Here is a 19,832-nt window from a genome sequence, read left to right as displayed (position 1 = left end):
CTATGAAAGATTTTTTCTATAGCTTGTACAAATTTTAAAAAAGCTTATTTGTAGTATCTTATCAGAAAAATTCAAGAGTCACAATAAATTAGTCTTTCATCTATAGTGAGGTTCATTTGGCTCTTTTCCTCACCACTTTATGGAGAAAAGGAAAAGACCTCCGATACTATATCGAAGGTCCATTACATTTAGTTAACAAGACGCTGTGCTTCACGAAGTTGGAATGTACGTACTTTCCTAGGAAGGAAACGACGGATTTCATCTTCGTTATATCCTACTTGAAGACGTTTTTCATCAATAATAATTGGACGTCTGAGTAATCCAGGATTGTCTTTAATAAGTTCAAATAAATCTTGAAGCGGCATTGACTCTAAGTTAACATCAAGCTTTTGGAACGTCTTTGATCTAGTCGAAATAATCTCATCTGTTCCATCTTCCGTCATACGAAGAATCTCTTTTATTTCATCAATAGATAAAGGCTCTGAAAAAATATTTCTTTCAGTGTACCCAATTTCATGCTCCTCTAACCAAGCCTTTGCTTTACGGCAAGATGTACAACTAGGTGAAGTGTATAATGTGACCATTTACAATTCCACACTCCTTCTATAAAACGAATTATAAATCTATAGTTTGATATTGAATTAACTAAACTAGAGTCTTACTTAATTTGGAATTACTTTAAAGAAGTAATTCCTATTATTAATTATACAACACTAATTGAGAAAATGATACCCTCTTTTTCATGATAACGTTTTCTTACAAAAAATCCTTGTTATCGCTGTAACTACCCGTATTTATCGTATGGTTATTCCCCAGTTATTTCCTAAACTCACCTTATTTTCTTAAGAATTTTTTAAAATATTTCTAATATAGGTCAAAAGAAATTTAACCTAGAGAATTTATAATTGGATTGTCCTATATATTAGACGTATTAAATGCCTAAAGGTTTCATTTTTTTTCAAAATTTAAAACTTACTGTTTGAAAAGTACTTATATTTCTATAATGACGTGTTTCGGTAGTGTGTTCTTTTATATGTACATAGTTGTTATGTTAATTAAACTTTACCCCCATTTTTAGGTCATAAACCTCTAAGGGCTTTTACTTCCTAAAAACAATAGAGCAGTCACTCATGTGACTGCCCCATAATTAAATATCCTCTAATAAATTTTCTCTGTCTCGGTCCTCTTCAAATGTTAATACCTCTTCAACCGGTTGATAGGACTGTCCATAAATCTGTTTGTCCTTATACGTATGAATCATTTCATACGTTTTTTTCATCGCATCGTAAATCATTTCTTCGCTTTCATTATTAGGAGCCCAATATAGTATCTCCATTGCATTAATTTCATTTGTTGCTAAAGATCTTCTTTCGTATCCAATGGATTTAGCATGCTCAAATCCTTCACGCTTATAAAACCGCAGTCTTTTTTCTGTATCCGTATCTTCGTAATTAATTGGCTCAACTTCAAGAATAATAGGTTTCCCCTTCTTTTTCAGTTTTTCCATTAATTTATGACCAAGCCCCTGACCACGAGCATCTTTGGAAACGAATAAATAATCAATAAAAACAAAGTAATCAAGTTCTACATACATAAGAACATGAAGTGGACCCTCATCTTTGTGGTAGATGTCCCCTCTTTCTCTAAGTAAAGTTTCCATATGTTCTCTAGACTTCATTTCTTCAATGGGGAAATATTTGTTTAATTTTTCATACCAATGCATGAATCTAAACTCCTTATTAAAAGGCACCTTTCTAACATGAAAACGCCTATTAGTATATTTAAACCGATAAACTTAGCATTTTGTCTAATTATTATCTTCCCTTTTATACTTTGTCTTAATCTTAAAAAACTTAAAATTTCTACACTAACCGAAGTATTTGTAGAATTCCCCCTTTTAATACAACCGAAAGTCTTTTACAATAAAGATAGAATAATTTTTAAATTTGATCACAGAAAAGTTCAACTGTGAAAAAGAAAGATGGGGGTTTATCATGGTTGGTTACATAACGGATCTAACAATAGTCGCTATACTTGTTATTGGAATTACTGCATTAATTGGTGTTATTACTAACGGAATCGGAGAAAGACTTTTCGGAGGTAAACGTAAAACTGAATTCGTAGACCAATCCGCAAGATTCCAAACAGGTTGGAAAAGCGTTGGTGGGAAAAAGAAATAACCTTACCAACTCAATACTTATGAAAATTAAGTGATTTAAAAGCTATCGACTTCAGATAGCTTTTTTTATTGATGTTTATATAATTCATGTAATTTCATTGTAAATTATCTAATAATTTTAAAATTTACAATAGTATTTTACTATAAATTATTGTATGATATTAGATGAAAGCAAAGTGCGTTAACGTACAAAAGTGTTAAAGTCAACGCCGCGATAAAAAGTACATACTATATCGTTTTTTCTAAAGAATCTCTTTCTATTTTTAACGTTTTTCTTTTCCTGTTTCAAAGAAAAAACGATCTCGAAACTGAGATCGTTTTTATTATTTGTTGTATTGTTTTTTATATTGTTCAAATTCCTTTTCAGAACATAAAACAAAGTGATCAGGAGCGACTTCTCTAAAGTCAACCGCTTCACCCCCAGCATAGTTGTGCATGGCTGGATCATAAGTTTTACGTTTACGAGTACGTTCTGAGATAGGATCTGGTAATGGAATAGCTGACAATAGTGACTGTGTATAAGGGTGCATTGGGTTTTTGTATAATTCTTCAGCTGGTGCTAGCTCCACTAGCTTTCCGAAATACATAACTCCAATTCTATCACTTATATACTTCACCATTGACAGGTCATGGGCGATAAATAAATATGTTAAACCTTTTTCACGCTGTAGTTTTTTCATTAAGTTTACTACTTGAGCTTGAATTGAAACGTCAAGAGCAGAGATAGGCTCGTCCGCAATAATGAAATCTGGTTCTACAGCTAGTGCACGAGCAATCCCTATACGCTGTCTTTGTCCACCAGAGAATTCATGTGGGTAACGATTCGCATGCTCTTTGTTTAGTCCTACCGTTTCTAAAAGCTCAACTACTCTATTCATTCGATCTTCTTTAGTTTTAGCTAAACCATGAATGTCGATTCCTTCAGCAATTACGTCAGCAACCTTCATTCTAGGGTTTAATGAAGCATAAGGGTCTTGGAAAATCATTTGCATTTTACGATTAAATTTCTTTAAATCAGCTTTTGATTTTTTCCCTTGAATATTTTCGCCGTCAAATATGATTTCGCCATCTGTTGCATCGTACAAGCGGATAATGGTTCTACCAGTAGTTGATTTACCACAACCAGATTCACCAACTAGACCAAGTGTTTCACCTTCATAAATATCGAAAGTTAAACCATCAACTGCTTTAACTTCGTTTGGTTTACCAACGTTAAAATGTTGTTTAAGATTTTTAATTTCTAGCAGTTTTTTTCTAGTTTTCATTGAATTCTTACCTCCTTTTATCTATTTAACTCCAGGATACTGTTGCATTCTCTTAAGAACGGCAGCTGGTGGCTCTACTTTTGGTGCATCCGGATGTAGTAACCAAGTTGCAGCATAGTGAGTATCTGATACTTTAAACATAGGAGGCTCTTTTTCTAAATCAATCTTCATCGCAAATTGATTACGCGGTGCAAATGCATCACCTTTAGGTGGATTTAGTAAGTCTGGAGGTGAACCTGGAATAGCATATAATTCATCTTCAGCTGTATCTAAATCTGGCATAGAACTGATTAGTCCCCATGTATATGGATGTTTAGGGTTGTAAAAGATTTCGTCAACCGTACCGATTTCCACAATTCTACCACCATACATGACAGCAACACGATCAGCAACATTAGCAACAACACCAAGATCATGAGTAATGAAAATGATCGATGTATCAATTTTCTTCTGAAGAGCTTTCATAAGTTCTAAAATTTGAGCTTGAATCGTAACGTCAAGTGCAGTTGTTGGCTCATCTGCAATCAATATTTTAGGATTACATGCAAGAGCAATTGCAATAACAACCCTTTGTCTCATACCACCTGAAAATTGGTGTGGATACTGTTTAAAACGCTCTTCTGGCTTTGGAATACCAACTAAACGAAGTAATTCAATGGCTCTTTCTTTTGCAGAAGACTTATCCATGTTTTGGTGCTTAATAATTGGTTCCATGATTTGTTTTCCAACTGTCATGGTTGGATTTAAAGATGTCATCGGATCCTGGAAAATCATCGAAATATCTTTACCACGAATCTTTTGCATCTCTTTATCGGATAATTTGGTTAAATCCTTTCCTTCAAAAAGAATCTCACCGTTTTTAATTTCAGAATTACTTTCAGGTAAAAGTCTCATAATACTCTTACTAGTTACTGACTTACCAGAACCAGATTCACCTACGATGGCTAACGTTTCACCTTTGTTAAGTTGAAAGTTAACACCACGTATTGCCTTTACTTCACCAGCAAAGGTATGGAAAGATATATTAAGGTCTTTAACTTCTAGAATTTTTTCCATTTAATTCACCGCCTTAATCTCTCATTTTAGGGTCTAAAGCGTCACGTAAACCGTCAGCAACTAAGTTAAACGCAATCATAATCACACTCATTACAATCGCAGGAATAAACATTAAGTGCGGAAATGCACGCATAGATCTAAACCCATCATCAATTAATGTTCCTAATGAAGCAAATGGCTCTTGTAAACCAAGACCGATAAAGCTTAAGAATGCCTCAAAGAAGATGGCATTAGGAATAGTGAACATCGTGTTAATAATAATGACACCAGCTAAGTTAGGAATCAAATGTTTAAAAATAATTTTTGCATGGCTAGCACCAAGAGTTCTAGATGCTAAAACGAATTCTTGATTTTTCATTTTTAATACTTGGGCACGAACAACACGAGCCATACTTACCCAACCTGTTATCGTTAAAGCGATTGTGATAGAGATAATCCCAGGCTTTAAAACTAGAATCATTAGAATAACAATTACTAGATTTGGAATACCTGATAGAACTTCGATAATACGTTGCATAATATTATCCAATCTACCACCAAAATAACCAGAGATAGAACCGTAAGCAACACCAATCACCATATCAATGAATGCTGCTAAGAAAGCAATATATAATGAAATTTGAGTACCTTTCCACACACGAGAGAATAGGTCACGACCTAAACCGTCCGTTCCAAACCAATAGTACTCCTCAATTTTCTTCTGCTCGTACACATTTACTACATTACCGTTTTTTAACGTTCTAGTACCATCAAAAGGTAACCATTCTACATTTTCTAGTGCAGGAATACGTGGTGGTAAGTTTGCATGACTAGTGTTTTGCTTGTCATATTCAAAATTACTAAGTGAAGGGCCAATTAGTGCAAAAATAGCAATGATTGCGATCAATACTAAACTGATAATAGCACCTTTGTTCTTTTTAACACGCATCCAGGAGTCTTGCCAAAAGTTCAAGCTGGGTTTAGATATTTGTTCACTTTTTGAAGCGTCGAATTTAGCGGGTTCAAATTGGTCTTTTGAAATTTTTTCATTAATGTTAGCCATTACTTTTTCCCTCCCGCTAGACGTATTCTTGGATCAATAATTCCGTAAAGAATATCAACGACTAAGATAATAAAGATAAATAGGAACGAGAATAATAAAGTAGTTCCCATAATAACTGAATAGTCATTCACGTTTATAGACTTAACAAATTGCTCCCCAAGTCCAGGAATACCAAAAATCTTTTCAATTACTAGAGAACCTGTCATTAGTCCAACTGCTAAAGGACCTAATACCGTAATAACAGGAATTAAAGCATTACGTAAGGCATGTTTAAATGCGATTTCAAAGAAATTGGCACCCTTTGCTTTTGCAAGTGTAATATAATCAGAACCTAAAACGTCAATCATTTCGGTTCGCATAAAACGAGCAGCAATCGCAATTGGGAACATAGATAAAGCGATTGTAGGTAAAACTGTATATTCAGGTCCTTTCCAGAAGGCTACTGGGAACCAGCCTAATTTAACCCCTACATAATATTGAAGCAATCCAGCAAATACGAAGGATGGGATTGATTTACCGATTACCGCAATAAAAGTTGACCCATAATCCACCCATGTATTTTGTTTTAATGCAGCAACAATACCTAGTAGGATTCCAATTAAACTACCAAACAGCATAGCTTGAAAACCTAATTGTGCTGATGGACCAATTCGAGCTGCTAATAGATCTGTTACAGGTTGGTTACCGAACTGAAAAGATGTACCTAAGTCACCTTTTACTAGGTTTGATATATAGATAACATATTGCTCAGGTACCGTCTTATTTAATCCATATTTTTCGTTCATTATTTCTACTTGCTCAGGTTGTAGTTTTGCCGCATTGGCATATGGTGAACCAGGGATTAATTTCATTAAGAAGAACGTTACCGATGCAATAATGAATAAGGTAATAAACATATAAAAAATACGTTGACCTATATATTTAACCATAAGTGCACCTCCTAATTTATTATAAAACATAAAGAATATTCTTCATCTTTCGACAATTTTCGAAAAGGGAAAGAGAGAGTATATCTACGCGAATATACTCTCTCCTATGAAGATTATAAGTGATATCTCATTTTAAATCATTGGTAATTATTTTTGTAACTTAGTCCACTTGAATGAGTAGTCAGGACCATTTAAATGATAAGTGAATCCTTCAACCTTCTCGTTAACTAATTTATTTGCTGCACGTTGGAAAATAGGTGCAATTGCAGCATCTTCAAAAAGAATTTTCTCTGCATCTTGGAATGCCTCGAAACGCTTACCAGGATCATTCGCTAAATCACCTTCAGCAGCTTCGATTAAAGCATCATACTCTTTGTTAGAGTAAGACATTTTGTTGTTTCCTCCACCAGTTAACCAAAGGTTAGAGAAAGAAATCGCATCGTGGTAGTCTGGACCCCAACCACTGTGTAAAAGATCATACTCTTGTTTATCTTCAAGCTCTAAACGAGTAGCAAATGGAACAGATTTAATATTAACTTTTAATCCAGGTAAGTTTGTTTCTAATTGATTTTTCATGAAAGCATCGATTTTCTTAGCTGATTCAGAGTCACCACTTACGTAAGTGAACTCAAGAGAATCTTTTCCAATCTCTTTTAAACCAGTTTCCCAGAACTTTTTAGCTTCTTCAGGGTTGAACTTATTGAAATCACCATATTTTGCACGGAAATCTTCGTCTGTATCAGGGTGTTTAACGAATTCAGTAGGAACTGCATAGTTAGCAGCTAAAGAACCGTTTTGTAAAACATCGTTTACTAGAGCATCTTTATCAAACGCCATTGATAAAGCTTTACGAATGTTAACATTTTTTAAAGCTTCTGTTTCTTGGTTGAATTTTAACCAGAAAATTGTAGGCTCTAACCATCTTACTAATCTTGGGTCACCTTCATATAAAGAAATTACTTCTGGTAATGAAAGTTTTGTTGAAATATCCGCTTCTCCAGCATCAATAGCGTTAGCTGCAGCAACTGCATCTTTTAATACATTGTAATTAATCTTTGTTAAAGTAACTGTATCTTTATCCCAATAAGTATCATTCTTTAATAATGTCCACTCAACATCTTCAGTACCTGTCCAATCAGCTAACGAAAATGGACCAGTGTATAATAAGTTTTCAGAGCTTGAAGCAAACTTATCACCTTTTTCCTCAACAAACTTTTGGTTTAATGGGAAGAAAGTTGGGAATGCCATTAAGCTTTTGAAATATGTTTTAGGTTTTACTAAAGTGATTTCTAACTCATTATCGCTTAACGCTTTAATACCTAAGTCACTTAGTTCTGCTTTACCTTCATAAATCTCTGTAGCATTTTTGATTTTCCCCATCATCATGTACGGACCATAAGAAGATCCTGTTTCTGGGTTAATTGCACGTTGCCATGAGTATACGAAATCTTGAGCTGTGATTTTGTCACCATTTGACCATTGTGCGTCACGTAATTTAATTTTGTAAACTAATCCGTCTTCACTTACTTCTGGCTCACCATCAGCAAGAGCAGGAACCGGTTCTTGGTTTTGATCAATTCGATATAGACCTTCGTTGATATTATTTAAAATAGTAATACCAACAGCATCTTCAACTAATGAAGGATCTAATGATGGAATCTCTGCAGACTCTAGAACTGTAATTTCTTGTTTATCTGCTAGTTCACCAGCAGCATCTGTACCTTTATCAGTACCAGTACCTGTATCTTCCTCTTTCTGTCCGCCTGAACATGCTGCTAAGAACATGCTTAGAACTAGAGAAAGAACTAAAAGCAATGAAAATTTTGACTTTTTCATCGATAAGCCTCCCTAAGATGTTATTTTTGTTTTCTGAAAACTTAGTACACAAATTATTATACATATAAATCATAGTTTGTACATAATTTTGATAAATATTTTTAAATAAGATAATTTTTTTGGGTTAAAATAAGGATAAAACTCTGATAAAATAAGGATTCATGAAAATTATTTAATTTTTTGAAATAATTTTAAATAATATTATTCCATATATTTAAATAGCAAACATTATTTGGAAATAACTTTCAGGAGATTAAACCTATGTCAAAAAACACAAAAGTCATTAGTTATACCTTCTTTTTATCACAAGCAGTCATCATATTGTTATCTTTAATTGTTTATCGATACTTGAGTTTATTGCACTATATAAACATTTCATTTTACATATCGAGTCTATTTCTTTTTACTTCCCTTATCTTTTTTTCAATGGGATCAGGATTCTTTGATAATGTAACAAAATCCTTTCGATTAGTTTTTGCTGGAAAAGGAGAATCTAGAAGTTCGATTGAAGAAATGAGACCCTTATCTCAGGTGGTTTCATTTAACTACTCTCCTTTATTTATAGTAGCAATGATAAATTTAGCTATTATGTGTGCAGCACTGTTTATCTATTATTTATAAAATGTATTGTTTTTTCAGGGTAGTTCAAGTATAGGTACTTGATATCAGAAAAGTTTTAAATTATAATAAGTTTAAATTGTAATATTAAGCAATGATAAAGAGTAGTACATTTATTTCTGGATTTATAGAGAGTTTGTGGTTGGTGAAAACAAACATCCAAATAGATGGAATGGACTTTTGAGCTTCTGTTATGAACATCCATTTTGATCATTAGTAACAGACGTTTACCTGCGTTAAAGGAACCATGTTTATTTATCATGGTATAAGTGACTCAAGTATGAGTAATTAGGGTGGCAACGCGGACCATTCGTCCCTACTATTAAGTAGGATACGAATGGTCTTTTTTCTTTGGGTAAAATCATGGTGTATGGTTATATTTTTCCAAATTGGATGTAAATATTCACTCAGTACAAAAGTTATTTTTTCATTACCTAATTGGGTTTACTACACTTTATATGACGTAAATTTATTGCAAATAACGGTTATACTTTTACAAGGTAACCTACATAATAGGAGGATTTATATGCAAACTATTTTTTCCGGTATACAGCCAAGTGGAACAATTACACTAGGAAATTACATTGGAGCCATGAAACAATTTGTTGATTTACAAAATGAGTATAACTGCTATTTTTGTATCGTTGATCAGCATGCGATTACACTCCCACAAGATCCGCAACAACTAAGAAAGAACATCAGAAGTTTAGCGGCTATGTATATTGCCGTAGGTATTGATCCAGAGAAAGTAACTCTATTTATTCAGTCAGAGGTACCTGCTCATGCACAGGCAGGTTGGATGTTACAATGCGTTTCATATATTGGTGAGCTGGAACGAATGACTCAATTTAAAGATAAATCTTCAGGTAAAGAGGCTATTCCAGCTGGATTATTAACGTATCCACCGCTAATGGCAGGAGATATATTATTATATAGCACGGATATTGTTCCTGTTGGAGAAGATCAAAAACAGCACCTAGAGCTTACTCGAGATATAGCAGAAAGATTTAATAAAAAGTATAATGAAATCTTTACCATACCAGATGTTAGAATTCCAAAGGTAGGAGCACGTATTATGTCTCTTCAAGATCCTTTGAAGAAAATGAGTAAGTCTGATGTTAACCAGAAAGGATTCTTATCCCTTTTAGATGATCCAAAAGTTATTGAAAAAAAGATTAAAAGTGCTGTAACAGATTCTGAAGGTGTCGTTAAATTTGACAAAGAAAATAAACCAGGTGTTTCAAATCTTTTATCTATTTACTCAATTCTTTCTGGAAGACCAATTTCTGATATTGAAAAAGAATACGAAGGCAAAGGATACGGGGACTTTAAAGGTGATTTGGCTCAAGTGGTTATCTCCACTTTTTCACCCATACAGGAAAAATATTATCAATTAATGGAATCTACTGAGCTTGATGACATTCTTGACCAAGGTGCTTATAAGGCAAATTTAGTTGCTAGTAAAATGGTTAAAAAAATGGAAAATGCTATGGGGTTAGGACGTAAGAAGAGGAAGTAATACCAAAAAAAGGAGCAGAAATCTGCTCCTTTTTTCCATTTTAATTTACTTTAGGGCCATGTTCCATTTCCCATAATCTTTCAAAAAATGGCTGACCTTTTATAATATTTTCACAAAAGTTGGCATGTTTGCTTGTCCAACCATATTTAGTCTGTTCAAAAAGCTGTTCCCATGCTTCTTCAAAATCTAAGTGCTGAATACTAGGATATTGATCAGGGCTCCATTCCGTAAACCAATATCTTACTTCAGCTACATTTTCAGATGAATGTAATTGGTCCAATGCCATAAACAATAACTGCTTTAGTTGTCTTTCCTTTCTAGTTAACCCATTCATTAATTCAGGTTCCGGTGAAAGGATATGGTGTTCTTTATCCGAAGTATGGAAATTGAAATGATAATAGGTTATATCATGATTCTCTACCATTTCAAATACTAATTGTTCTTGTCTCGGTATTAATCTACTTTTTCTTATAGGTATATTATATCCTATCGTATCTACTGCTATTATTTCCGTTCCGTCAGTAACAACAAAACAGTATTCCATTTGAATTCTTTCATGATTTTTTCTTAAATACGCTTTTTGAAATACATCATCAAGTAATTGTTGTGGAAGTTCCGATAAATCGTTTTCTATGTAATTAAATAAAGTTGAGTCCACCTTTAATAGAGGAACTTGATCAAGTAGCTCCACACCATCGTCTTTTCTCCACTCATGAAAATGACAAACATTATAGCCGTTCTCTTCGCCTTCAAACCAATTTACCCAAACATCATGAAGATACAACATGATTTAACCCCTCACTTCAGTATCTGTTTGTCAAACAGTATGGGCAGTCAACCGTAAAATTATTCCTAAATTGATACTCTATTCCAAAATTGATTTATATTTCTTTCCTTTTAGGAAAATAGATACTTATCGTTATTACTACTATTCCAATTGGCAATAAATAGCATTCCGCTCTATGAGTAATAAAACTTAAATATTCCATTAAACCATGTCCAGTAGTAAGTAAATTTAAATATGCAATGGTACTAATACCACCAGAAACAGCGATTCCAAACCCAATAATCAAAATAAATAGCCTAAAGATCATTGTTTTTTACCTATGTTTAATATTTGATATCCCAAAACAATCACCTCTAAACTTGTCCATTTTTATCATATATATGAATGGTTAACTAAAATATGTTTATCAAAAGAATGATTAATCCCAAAAATGCGAAAAAAAATCTACCATTTTGGAATGGTAGATTTTATCTGTTTGATTTAGGGTTAAAGGCATCCTTTAATCCTTCACCAATGAAGTTTATTGAAAGAATTGTTAATGTTAAGACTGTTGCAGGCGGCATCCAAATCCACCATTTGCTTGTTAGAACGTCTGGGCTTCTAGCATCCTGAAGCATGTTACCCCAAGTTGGGATGTTAATTGGAACTCCAAAGCCTAAGAAACTAAGACCCGTTTCAGCAACGATCATCGCAGCAAGTGTAATTGTTGCTTGTACAATAATTGTTGACATTACATTCGGTAATAAGTGCTTAAATATTGTTTTCGCTGGAGAACATCCAATTGAAATAGCACTTAAAACATACTCATTTTCTTTCTCAGCCATTACTTTACTACGAACTAGACGGGCAGTACCTGTCCAACTCAGAACACTTATGACGAAGATTAATGTCCCTGTACTTGACTCTAAGAAAATCGATTTTAAAACGATAACGAAAAGTAAGAACGGGAAGTTCATCATAAAGTCAGTAAATCTCATTAATGCGTTATCAACCCAACCACCAAAGAATCCAGCGGTTGCACCAACAATTGTTCCAATTGTTATAACTGAAATGGTAATAGTAAATGCTAACATTAAAGAAGTTTGACCACCATGTAATACCCTTGCAAAAACGTCTCTTCCTGACTTGTCCGTTCCAAAGAAATGTTCAGCTGATGGTTCTTTACTCATTTGAGTTAAATTAATTTTAGCTGTTTGCTCTACTGGCATTGTTAGAGGCTCGGCTAATACTGATAATGCTGTAACAGTAATGAGAAAAAGGAGACTAATCATAGCCACTTTATTTCTAAAAAACTTTCGGCGGGCGAGAGCCCAGGGTGATTGGCTTTTTACAGGTTGTGGTGGTTCCACAACAGCCTTTGAACTTGGTTGTGTTACTGGTTCCATTACTCTCACCTACCTAACTTAAGCGAATACGCGGATCTACTAAACCGTATAGTATATCTGCAACTAAATTTCCGATTAGTGTTAAAATCGTTAACATCATAGCAATTGCCATCATTACAGAGTAATCACGAGCATTTACTGATTCAACGAATAAATATCCAATTCCAGGATAAGTAAAGATTGTTTCAGTGATGATTGCACCACCAAAGATACTTGCAATATCAAATCCTAATAAAGTTACAATTGGAATTACTGAATTTCTTAGGATATGCTTATTATAAATCGTTGATTCTTTCGTACCTTTAGCTCTTGCAGTACGAACATAATCTTTACGAGAACTTTCGATCATATCATTACGCAAAAACTGTGTATAAGATGCAGTTGCCATTGCTCCTAAAACAAGAGCTGGTAATATAGTATGTTTTGCTTTACTTAAGAAATATTCAAACGTTCCTGGCTCTACTCCAGACCCAATACTTCCTGAAGCGGGAACCCATTGTAAATGAATAGAGAAAATATAAATTGCTACTAAGGCAGCGACGAAACTTGGTATTGCTAGTGCTAAATAGTTAAAACCTGATATCAAATAATCCCCAAAACTATATGCATATCTACCTGAGAAACGTCCCATTAAGAATGCTAAAAAGTAAGTAATTATTAGAGCTGAAATTCCTAGTATTACTGTGTTTGGTAGTCGGTCACCAACTAGTTCCATAACACTACGTTTGTGTACAAACGAATCTCCAAAATCTCCCTGTACCACTCCACCCATCCAGCGTAAATATTGAGTGTGAATCGGGTCATTTAAGCCCATCTTTTCACGCATTGATTCAATATATTCTGGATCTGAGTTTAATGGATCAATCTTTCCAGATAGGGCATCCCCTGGCATTAGCTTTGCCAGGGAAAAAACCACTACTGAGATAAGGAAAATTATTGGAATCATTCCGATGAGTCTTCGAATTGTGTATTGTAGCATTTCCATTCCCCTTATCAAACATTAATGAATTGTTATTACTCTACAATGTGCCATAGGTGGAATTCGTCAACGTTAAATGGTGTTACTTTAACTCCGCCTACACGTTTGTTGATAGCCCAAGCATCTTCACGTTGTTCGAAGAAGATTACTGGAAGTTCATCGTTTACAAGTTTTTGCCATTCAGCATAAACTTCTTTACGGTACTCAGTTACATCTTTGCTTGTATCTTCAGGGAATTGAACACCCTTCTTGATTAACTCATCAGACTTTTCGTTAGCCCATCTCCACATGTTCCACTTGTCAGTTGATAACCAGATACCAGCTGGATCTGGGTCAGCTGCAAGACCCCATGCACCGTGGAATGTTTCAACAGATGGATCATCTGCTTCGATAGTGTCATAGAATAAGTTAAAGTCTTTTAATGAACCGCCGTTAAGTTTTGCATTTAAGCCAACTTCTTGCCATGATTGGATAACGAATTGAGCACGTGCTTCAGCTGTTTCTGTACCAGCCATTGCATCGAAGTTAATTGTGAACGGATTTCCTTCTGGATCTTCACGGAAACCGTCGCCGTCTACATCTTTATAACCAGCTTCATCAAGTAAAGCTTTTGCTTTTTCTGGATCATACTCATATTGATTGATTTGAGAATCATCAATTTTAGCCCAAGATACTGATGGGAATGGAACGTTTAATGGTTTACCTAAACCGTTACGGAATGCATCAACGAATGCTTGACGATCAATAGCATGTGCCATAGCATGACGTAATTTTTTGTTAGAGAATTTAGGGTTATCCATTACTACTTTTTTAGCTTTAGTATCGTAGCGACCTTGGTCAATACCGATATAGCTGTAAGATAAAGCATCAATTGTTACAGGGTTGATATTTGCAAGTTCCTTAATTTGTGGCCATTGGTCAGATGGAGCAAGCATTACATCAATCTCACCATTTTGTAATAAACCTTGTGCAAGTGAACCATCAATAATTTTGTAAACAACGCCATCTAAGTGAGCAGGGCCTTGCCAGTAGTCATCATAACGTTCGAACTCGATCATTTCACCGGCTACGATATTTTTAACCTTGAATGGTCCAACACCGATAGGGTTTTTACGAACTTGGTCAGAATCTGGAAGTTCTTTAGAAGAAATATCTCCATAGTAGTGCTTTGGTTCTGGAATAGACCAGATGTTATCAAGTAAGTTAACTTGTGCTTCAATAACTGATACTTCGATTGTGTAATCGTCGATTAACTTAATACCTTCGATTTTGTCAGCTTTACCATCGTGGTACTCTTGAGCACCTTTGATCATTGCTACGTTAGAGAAACGAGCTCCCTCATAAGTAGGGTCAGCGATTAAGTACCAAGCATATTCCATGTCTTCTGCAGTTAATTCATGGCCATCATGCCATTTAACACCTTGTTTAAGTTTGAAAGTTACAACAGTGTTATCTTCGTTGAATTCCCACTCAGCTAAGTTTGGCTCCGGTTGAAGCTCATCGTTAGTTGCGATTAATCCTTCGTGCATAAATTGAAGTGCGTTTACATCATCTTGTCCTTCATAGTATGCATAAGATAAAACACCTTTGAATGGTTGAGTGTAACCAAATGTAACTTTACCACCTGGTTTAATTTCTGCAGCCTTTTTATCATCTTCTTTTTTCTCTTCAGGTTTCTCAGTGCCTGTCTCTTTTGAACATGCTGCTAAGAATAGCGACATGATTAGCATTACAGAGACTAGCCAAAATGCTGATTTTTTCATTGTTTTCCCCCCGGAAAATTATTTTTTTGAAAAAGCATTAGTTATATAGGTGACAAGCGACTCTATGCCCAGGCTTCACCTCCTTTAAAATAGGCTTTGTAATTGAACATTCCGGTTTAGCATGCGCACAACGCGGATGGAATGTACAGCCCTTTGGAGGATCGATTGGACTTGGTACATCGCCCTCTAAGATAATTCTTTCTTTTTTCTTACGTGGATCAGGCTCTGGAATAGCTGAAATTAGTGCTTGAGTATACGGATGTAATGGCTCAGCATATAAACTATCTTTTTCAGCTACCTCTACTAATCCTCCTAAATACATAACTCCAATTCTATCACTCATATGTTTTACAACACTTAAATCATGAGCAATAAATAGGAAGGTTAAGTCAAACTCATCTTGTAGCTCTTTTAACAAGTTAAGTACTTGCGATTGAACAGAAACGTCTAGTGCTGATACAGGTTCATCAGCAATGATTAGCTTAGGCTTAAGTGCAAGTGCACGAGCAATACCAATCCTTTGACGTTGTCCTCCTGAGAACTCATGTGGATACTTGTAGTAGGCATCCTCAGGTAATCCTACTTTATTTAGTAATTCAAGTACTTCTGCTTTTAATTCTCTTTGCGTTTTTTTCGTATAGTTACGGATTGGCTCAGCAACTAAGTGTCCTACCATCATTGTAGGGTTTAATGATGCATATGGATCTTGGAAGACCATCTGGAAGTCTTTACGAATTTTTCTTAGAGAAGTTCCTGATAGATTCGTAATGTCTTGACCATCAAACATGATTTGTCCGTCTGTCGGATCTAGTAATCTTAAAATCGTTCTTCCAGTAGTAGATTTACCACAACCTGATTCCCCTACTAGTCCAAGTGTTTCACCTTTTCTGATTTCAAACGATACATCGTCAACAGCCTTTACAACTGCTACTGTACGACGTAAGATTCCACCTTTGATAGGATAATAGGTTTTTAGGTTTTTAACATCTAGTAATATTTCGTTTGTGCTTTTATCTTTTTTAATCTGGATATTTTCTTTAACATTAGTACTCATTATGCTTGCACTCCTTCTCTCGGCTTGCTCGTTTCATATAGCAAGCAAGAAACTTCATGACCTTCATCTGTTTCAGCTAATTGAGGCGTTATACTTAAACATTCAGGCATCGCTTCAGGACATCGTGCAGCAAACTTACAGCCCAGTTTAGGCATATTCTTTAATGATGGTACAATTCCTTTGATTGAACTTAAAACTTCTACATCTTCGTCCATTTTTGGAATTGAGCCCATTAGTAGTTTAGTATAAGGATGCTTTGGATCATGGAATAGTGTATCAACATCAGTACGTTCTACAATTTTCCCTGCATACATTACAATTACGTCATCACACATTTCAGCAACTACACCAAGGTCATGCGTGATTAAGATAACGGACATATCGTTTACTTGTTGAATTTCTTTTAAAAGTTCAAGAATTTGGGCTTGAACTGTTACATCAAGTGCAGTTGTTGGCTCATCCGCAATTAATAGTTTGGGTTGACAAGCAATTGCAATAGCAATCATAACCCTTTGTCTCATACCACCAGATAATTGGTGTGGATATTCATCAACGATTTTTTCTGGTCTAGAGATTCCAACACTCTTTAGAAGAGCAATACTTTTTAATCTAGCTTCCTTTTTAGAAATGTTCATATGATTAAACAATACTTCTTGTAATTGGAATCCGATGGAGAATACTGGGTTAAGTGATGTCATTGGTTCTTGGAAAATCATAGCGACATCTTTACCACGTATTTTATTAATATCTTTATCGTTCATTTGTTCTAAATGAACACCATTAAATAAAATCTCTCCGGATTTAATTTTGCCAATTCCTTTTGGTAAGAGCTTCATAATTGAAAGACTCATAACCGACTTTCCACATCCAGATTCACCAACGATACCGACGATCTGGCGAGGCTTTACCGTAAATGATACATTATCTACAGCATTGTAGTATGTGCCGTCTATGGAGAAAGCAGTTTCTAAGTTCTTCACCTCTAATAAAGGTGCTTCTCTATTGGTAAGAGTTTTAGCGCTCATGGGACACCTCTTAAATTCTTTTTTGAATTATTCAGTCAATTCATTGTATTTGATTAAAATACTATTACAGTTTCGTTACAATTGCAAGATTTTTTTCATAATTGTTAAAGTTCATTTTTTTGGCAATTTAAAAAAAGCCCACATTTTAGGGCTTTAAAGCGTTTTATATTATGAAAATTTTATATTTTTTTTGTTAAAAATTTCGGACTCCAAATGAAAAGTTGCTTTTGTAGAAAAGCTTTTTCTATGCATAAAATCACAAACAATCTGATAACCGGTTGCATATCCAACTAATCTTGGATAGCCTTCAAATCCATATAGCAGTTGGTCATGCAGCGCCTCCCTTTTTTTTACATTTATTCCCTCCTTAAGGAATTTATTCCAAAAATTCTCCAATTCTTTATTTGTATAATATTTACACCAATGTGCAATATAATCTTCTCCGCAGTACTTTAACACGGTAAATTCTGCAAGTCCCTCCAAAATCATTGAATCTAGCAATGTATAATCATCTATATCTTTTTTTTGTTTATTTAACCTACACACATGATGATATTCATGAATAAATAATGCTTCTAATTCTTTAAAATCATCAAATGGTGTAAGAAATAAGTACATTCTATCTCTAAAAGAAATCCCCGATTTATTTACACCCTTACCAGGGGTTTGTCTGTAAATCTGATTCATTGGAAAAATGTAGATAGATATGTCAGGGCCATCCCACATCTTCTGATATTTATTTAGCAGTTTTTCAGTCACTTCCCATACTTTTTTTCTATTTAATTCTTGGAATACATACCAACTGCTCCTACTCGGTTTGTACATACCAAATGATAATAGGTAATCATAAATATTTTCAGGGTCAGTCTCATTAAATTCTTTCAACCAATTCTTACAGATTTCTAAAGGATCTTGAAAATCCTTAGATAACCATTCATCCGTTCTAATTACCCCCACTACACACAACCCCCTCCACCTGTTTAAACATACTTATATATAGATTATGTATGTCATGGTTCTTCCGTGATAAAAAAAGCGTAGGACAGCCTATAATGGCTTTCTTTGGGGGTAGTAGAGTTTCTGTTAAGAATCTAATCAAAAAAAAGAACGGGTTATCCCCGTTCTAAAACTTAGTTTTCAAATTTACGAAACGCGATTGTAGCGTTATGTCCACCAAACCCTAGGGAGTTACTTATAGCAGCCTTCACTTCTTGCTTTCTAGACTGATTTGGAACATAGTCTAAATCACACTCTGGATCTGGAGTTTCATAGTTCATCGTTGGTGGTAAAATACCTTCTTTAATTGCCAGAACCGTAAAGATTGCTTCTACGCCACCAGCAGCTCCAAGTAAATGTCCTGTCATTGATTTAGTTGAGCTAACAGCTAATTTGTATGCATGATCCCCAAATACCTCTTTAATCGCTAAAGTTTCAAACTTGTCATTATAGTCTGTACTTGTCCCATGAGCATTTACGTAAGCAATATCTTCAGGATTTAGACCTCCATCTTCAAGGGCCATTTTCATCGCACGAGCTCCACCTTCTCCACCTGGTGCTGGTGCTGTAATATGATAAGCATCACCAGTTGCCCCGTATCCAACAATTTCAGCATAGATTTTTGCACCACGAGCTAACGCATGTTCTAACTCCTCTAACACTACGATACCAGCACCTTCTCCCATTACAAAACCGTCACGATTTTTGTCAAATGGGCGACTAGCTGTGCTAGGGTCTGGATTTGTAGAGAGTGCCGTATTTGCACAGAAACCAGCCATAGACATTTTCGTAATTGGGGCTTCTGTTCCACCCGTTACCATTACATCTGCATCTCCACGCTGAATGACTTTAAAAGCATCCCCAATAGAGTTTGTACCTGTCGCACATGCTGTTACCGTACAAGAGTTAAAGCCTCTTGCACCAATAGTAATCGATACTTGTCCCGCTGCCATATCAGGAATCATCATTGGAACAAAGAAGGGACTTACTCTTCTGTATCCTCTATTTAAAAATGTCTCATATTGCTGTTCAAATGTTTCCATTCCACCAATTCCAGAACCAATCCAAACTCCTACTCTATGAGAGTTTTGCTCATTGATTTCTAGACTAGAATCTTTTACTGCCATTAATGAAGCCGCCACAGCATAGTGTGTGAAACGGTCCATTTTTCTAGCATCTTTTTTCTCAATAAAATTTTCTACATTAAATTCTTTCACTTCAGCCACAACTTTTGCTGGGTAATCATCTGGATTTAATCTTGTTAAAGGACCTACTCCTGATTTTCCAGCGACAATATTACTCCAAGTTGTATCTATATCATTACCAAGTGGAGTTACAGCCCCAATACCTGTAACAACAACTCTTCTCTTCGTCATTTTACACATCTCCTTTTTTTCTT

At 34.9% G+C, this 19,832-nt stretch carries 19 protein-coding genes and 1 other annotated feature; of the genes, 3 read left to right on the top strand and 16 right to left on the bottom strand.

Features of this window, described 5'->3' with window-relative positions; genetic code table 11:
- Positions 1-188: 188 nt before the first annotated feature.
- Together spxA and SM124_RS01195 are read right to left on the bottom strand one after the other, a co-directional pair.
- Positions 189-584, bottom strand: coding sequence for a transcriptional regulator SpxA (gene spxA, locus SM124_RS01200; RefSeq protein WP_322444658.1), 396 nt, complete (start codon positions 582-584; stop codon positions 189-191).
- A 563-nt stretch (positions 585-1,147) separates the two neighbouring features.
- Positions 1,148-1,723 (bottom strand): GNAT family N-acetyltransferase, encoded by a 576-nt coding sequence (locus tag SM124_RS01195; RefSeq protein WP_322444657.1) that lies wholly within the window; start codon positions 1,721-1,723, stop codon positions 1,148-1,150.
- 271 nt (positions 1,724-1,994) lie between these two features.
- Here SM124_RS01195 and SM124_RS01190 point away from each other — a divergent pair, with 271 nt between their 5' ends.
- Complete coding sequence (locus SM124_RS01190) at positions 1,995-2,180, top strand: hypothetical protein (RefSeq protein ID WP_322444656.1); 186 nt, start codon at positions 1,995-1,997, stop codon at positions 2,178-2,180.
- A 322-nt stretch (positions 2,181-2,502) separates the two neighbouring features.
- Here the strand turns inward: SM124_RS01190 and oppF are convergent, their stop codons facing one another.
- The 5 genes from oppF to SM124_RS01165 all read right to left on the bottom strand — a co-directional run bounded on the left by oppF (position 2,503) and on the right by SM124_RS01165 (position 8,307).
- Complete coding sequence (gene oppF, locus SM124_RS01185; protein ID WP_322444655.1) at positions 2,503-3,444, bottom strand: ABC transporter ATP-binding protein; 942 nt, start codon at positions 3,442-3,444, stop codon at positions 2,503-2,505.
- Positions 3,445-3,465: 21 nt separating this feature from the next.
- Complete coding sequence (locus SM124_RS01180) at positions 3,466-4,500, bottom strand: ABC transporter ATP-binding protein (RefSeq protein WP_322444654.1); 1,035 nt, start codon at positions 4,498-4,500, stop codon at positions 3,466-3,468.
- Positions 4,501-4,513: 13 nt separating this feature from the next.
- On the bottom strand, positions 4,514-5,542 hold the full coding sequence (gene opp3C / locus SM124_RS01175) for an oligopeptide ABC transporter permease (RefSeq protein WP_322444653.1): 1,029 nt from the start codon (positions 5,540-5,542) through the stop codon (positions 4,514-4,516).
- Complete coding sequence (gene opp3b / locus SM124_RS01170; RefSeq protein WP_322444652.1) at positions 5,542-6,471, bottom strand: oligopeptide ABC transporter permease; 930 nt, start codon at positions 6,469-6,471, stop codon at positions 5,542-5,544. Before opp3b ends, opp3C begins: the two co-directional genes overlap by 1 nt.
- Before the next feature lie 147 nt (positions 6,472-6,618).
- Complete coding sequence (locus SM124_RS01165) at positions 6,619-8,307, bottom strand: peptide ABC transporter substrate-binding protein (protein ID WP_322444651.1); 1,689 nt, start codon at positions 8,305-8,307, stop codon at positions 6,619-6,621.
- 261 nt (positions 8,308-8,568) lie between these two features.
- On the opposite strand from SM124_RS01165, the gene SM124_RS01160 reads away from it, so the two are divergent.
- Together SM124_RS01160 and trpS are read left to right on the top strand one after the other, a co-directional pair.
- Entirely contained in the window at positions 8,569-8,928 is a 360-nt protein-coding gene (locus tag SM124_RS01160) for a hypothetical protein (RefSeq protein ID WP_322444650.1), read from the top strand.
- Between the two features lie 82 nt (positions 8,929-9,010).
- Positions 9,011-9,246 (top strand) — a binding site (T-box leader).
- 205 nt (positions 9,247-9,451) lie between these two features.
- The gene (gene trpS / locus SM124_RS01155) at positions 9,452-10,444 is read left to right on the top strand and encodes a tryptophan--tRNA ligase (RefSeq protein ID WP_322444649.1); all 993 of its coding nucleotides are present in this window, start codon (positions 9,452-9,454) and stop codon (positions 10,442-10,444) included.
- 40 nt (positions 10,445-10,484) lie between these two features.
- On the opposite strand, the gene SM124_RS01150 is transcribed toward trpS, so the two are convergent.
- The 9 genes from SM124_RS01150 to fabF form a co-directional block, all read right to left on the bottom strand.
- Positions 10,485-11,231 (bottom strand): YjbA family protein, encoded by a 747-nt coding sequence (locus tag SM124_RS01150; protein ID WP_322444648.1) that lies wholly within the window; start codon positions 11,229-11,231, stop codon positions 10,485-10,487.
- A gap of 94 nt (positions 11,232-11,325) precedes the next feature.
- On the bottom strand, positions 11,326-11,538 hold the full coding sequence (locus tag SM124_RS01145) for a YuzI family membrane protein (RefSeq protein ID WP_322444647.1): 213 nt from the start codon (positions 11,536-11,538) through the stop codon (positions 11,326-11,328).
- A 160-nt stretch (positions 11,539-11,698) separates the two neighbouring features.
- Complete coding sequence (opp4C, locus tag SM124_RS01140; protein WP_322444646.1) at positions 11,699-12,616, bottom strand: oligopeptide ABC transporter permease; 918 nt, start codon at positions 12,614-12,616, stop codon at positions 11,699-11,701.
- Between the two features lie 13 nt (positions 12,617-12,629).
- Entirely contained in the window at positions 12,630-13,595 is a 966-nt protein-coding gene (opp4B, locus tag SM124_RS01135) for an oligopeptide ABC transporter permease (RefSeq protein WP_322444645.1), read from the bottom strand.
- Between the two features lie 35 nt (positions 13,596-13,630).
- Complete coding sequence (gene opp4A, locus SM124_RS01130; RefSeq protein WP_322444644.1) at positions 13,631-15,358, bottom strand: oligopeptide ABC transporter substrate-binding protein; 1,728 nt, start codon at positions 15,356-15,358, stop codon at positions 13,631-13,633.
- A gap of 37 nt (positions 15,359-15,395) precedes the next feature.
- On the bottom strand, positions 15,396-16,412 hold the full coding sequence (locus tag SM124_RS01125) for an ABC transporter ATP-binding protein (protein WP_322444643.1): 1,017 nt from the start codon (positions 16,410-16,412) through the stop codon (positions 15,396-15,398).
- A complete protein-coding gene (locus tag SM124_RS01120) occupies positions 16,412-17,437 on the bottom strand; it encodes an ABC transporter ATP-binding protein (protein ID WP_322444642.1) in 1,026 nt (341 codons plus the stop codon). Before SM124_RS01120 ends, SM124_RS01125 begins: the two co-directional genes overlap by 1 nt.
- Before the next feature lie 168 nt (positions 17,438-17,605).
- Complete coding sequence (locus SM124_RS01115) at positions 17,606-18,394, bottom strand: DUF2268 domain-containing putative Zn-dependent protease (protein ID WP_322444641.1); 789 nt, start codon at positions 18,392-18,394, stop codon at positions 17,606-17,608.
- Positions 18,395-18,567: 173 nt separating this feature from the next.
- A complete protein-coding gene (gene fabF, locus SM124_RS01110; protein ID WP_322444640.1) occupies positions 18,568-19,809 on the bottom strand; it encodes a beta-ketoacyl-ACP synthase II in 1,242 nt (413 codons plus the stop codon).
- Positions 19,810-19,832 lie beyond the last annotated feature (23 nt).

The sequence above is a fragment of the Robertmurraya mangrovi genome (genome assembly GCF_034427655.1).
GTDB classification, from domain to species: Bacteria; Bacillota; Bacilli; order Bacillales; family Cytobacillaceae; genus Robertmurraya_A; species Robertmurraya_A mangrovi.
Note: the sequence above shows the minus strand (reverse complement) of the source record. Positions and strands in the feature narration are given on the sequence as shown.